The sequence below is a fragment of the Methanosarcina sp. UBA5 genome (genome assembly GCF_002505485.1).
In the GTDB taxonomy this organism is placed as follows: domain Archaea; phylum Halobacteriota; class Methanosarcinia; order Methanosarcinales; family Methanosarcinaceae; genus Methanosarcina.
On sequence record NZ_DAVG01000124.1, the window covers coordinates 1 to 2,647 of the forward strand.

The window sequence follows — 2,647 nt, forward strand, 5'->3', positions numbered from 1 at the left end:
TTTTGGCACTGAGTCTCGTCATTACCTTTCCAATATAAAGTTCATTATAAATGCCAGAAACGATTCCGTGATGATCAAGAGAACGTGTTGTAACAAGCATAATTAAATCCGGATACATTCGTCATCGGTTAAGATACGATCTGTTAGAAACGTGTTACTATTATTATGTTTTTTAAAACCTGTAAAGTAAATCAAGATGCGTAAATAATTGCAGTAGCCATGTTATGGTTAACTGATTCCTTAACCAAAGACACATGAATCTGGATAAAGATAAGATATTTTTAATATTAATATATTAATGGAAAAATAGATAAATATATCAGGCACCTGCGGAAGGTCAGATTCAGCTCTCTTGAGCGAACAAAGTGAGCGAAAAGGGCACAGTCCTCCCGAGACTGGACTCGGGCGTTAAAACATTTTCTCGAAATACAGGTACCCTGTCTCTTCTTTCTGGAAAGTAAAGCCGTGCTTGAGGTACATATCTATCGCTTTCGTGAGAGTTGAGTCGGTTTTAAGGACCGCGCCGGAGCAGTTTTTCTCAGCAAAATCAAGAGCAGTTCTGAAGAGCTGTTTTCCGTTTCCTTTGTTCCTGAAGGCTTTTTTAAGATAAATACGCCGGATTTCGCACAGATTTCCGGCAAGTTTTCGGACACCTGCCGTGCCTACGACTTTGCCGTCAATGATTCCCACAAAAAAAGCGCCTCCGCATCCAAAGTAATAACCGTTTATATCATTGAGGTCGGCATCTTTTAGCCTGTCAGGTTCAAAGCCGTGCTCCTTCAACACTCCAAGCACAACGTCACGGACTTCTTCCTTTCTGGAATCGTCATATCTCTGGATTATCATTTAACTCACTCCGCAAACCGGAAAGTTTATTTCCTGTTCACCTATCGGTTTTCAGGCTCTTTCTTAAGGGTTCGGGGTTGAAACAACTCTGGGAATTGAGATATTTTTCCGAATTTTTGAGGAAGTCCAGAGAAAGAGTATAAAAAATCTCCGTACCGGTAATCAGGATATTCTCATCAATATCGAAAGTGCATGAGTGATTGATTTCCAGGATCCTTTTTTCCGGGTTTAGGTTACCCAGCGAAATGAAAATCCCAGGAACTTTCTGCAGATAACTTGCAAAATCCTCGGCGGCAAAGGTTTTTTCGATTTCGGGGTAAACTGTAAGTTCCGGGAAACTCTCCTGCAGCTTTGAATTTACAGCTTCTGTGAACATAGGGTCATTCACAAGGACAGGATAGCCGTGAAGTATATCAAGCTCGTAGTTCGGAAAGCCTGAAAATTCCTCTCCTGGCTTTGCGTATCTATTTACTACCTCTTCCAGGCATTCCTTTATTGTTCTGTCAATGATATCTGTAGTCTCCCGGTCAAAGGTTCGGTAACTTCCGAGAATCTCTACAGTATCAGGAATTCTATTGAACTGGGCTCCTCCTCGAATCCTCCCAACGCCAATGATATACTTATCCGGTTCAAGCTGCTTTTCCAGAGCAGGATAAAGCTTACTCATAAAATCCGTTGCTATTCGGACGGGGTCAATGCAGCTTTCAGGCCTTGAAATATGGCCTCCTTTTCCTTTGAGGATGATTTCAAACCTGTTAGTGCTTGCCATGAAAGGTCCGGGACGGAAGCTCACGCTTCCAGACTCATGATTTGTGAAAATGTGCATGCCAATAATCGCATCCACGCCCTCAAGTCCCCCTTCGGCAATTACCCTCTCCGAACCTCCTGGCGGAATTTCCTCGGCAGGCTGGAAGATAAGACGAACTTCCCCTGGAAAATTCCTATTCTCCTGAAAAAGCCGTGCAGCCCCAAAAAGCATTGCCATGTGCCCGTCGTGTCCGCAGGCATGCATTACTCCATCGTTTCTAGAGATATAGTCGCTATTTCTTTCAGTCAATTCTTCCTGTACCTGCAATCCATCCGTATCGGATCGAAGGGCAATACAGTGACCAGGTAACTTCCCTCGGATGCTTGCAAGTACGCCGGTGTCTGCAATTTTTCTGGCTTCTACTCCTAGATCTCCAAGGATTTTCAGGATTTTCTTCTGGGTCTCATATTCTTCAAAACTGAGTTCGGGGTATCTGTGAAATTCGCGCCTGAGCTGTATAATCCAGGGTTCAAGCGCTTTTGCACTCGGATTCTCTCTCAAAAGCATTCCCTCGGATGTTCTGCATTTGCAGTCTATTCCGTTTAATAGGCCGTAGTTATTATATTGTCTGTAATACCTATATTGTCTGTAATACCTGCTATCCGTAATATCCACTGATTTTAATGGTCCTGTAGTAACATTTACCGTGTCTAGCAGTTACTCTCTCTAATAATATATTTTATCTTAGTATACTAAGTATATTTTATTTTAATATGCTCTATTTTAATATACTTTGTTTGTGTTTTATTTTACCTTTCAGTATATTTCCCTTCAGTATTTGTAACTCCAGGTATATTATCCGTTTTAGTACGGCATTTGCTCCAGAACTAAACCTGATAATTATATACATGAGTGGTACAATACATTTCCTGATATATTATATAAAGCCCGGCCGTTAAGGTTCTTTAAATCCAAATACTCTGAATTACTCCTATAATTTCCAGGGATGATGGTATAAATGCTAAAAACACGCCTGAGGGATTTTCTTGTCAC

2 protein-coding genes are annotated in these 2,647 nt (G+C 41.4%); both read right to left on the bottom strand.

The window, feature by feature from the left end; genetic code table 11:
- Positions 1–408: 408 nt before the first annotated feature.
- A complete protein-coding gene (locus tag BP621_RS15895; protein WP_292391621.1) occupies positions 409–846 on the bottom strand; it encodes a GNAT family N-acetyltransferase in 438 nt (145 codons plus the stop codon).
- Between the two features lie 37 nt (positions 847–883).
- A complete protein-coding gene (locus BP621_RS15900) occupies positions 884–2,161 on the bottom strand; it encodes a M20 metallopeptidase family protein (RefSeq protein ID WP_292391633.1) in 1,278 nt (425 codons plus the stop codon).
- Between the last annotated feature and the right edge of the window lie 486 nt (positions 2,162–2,647).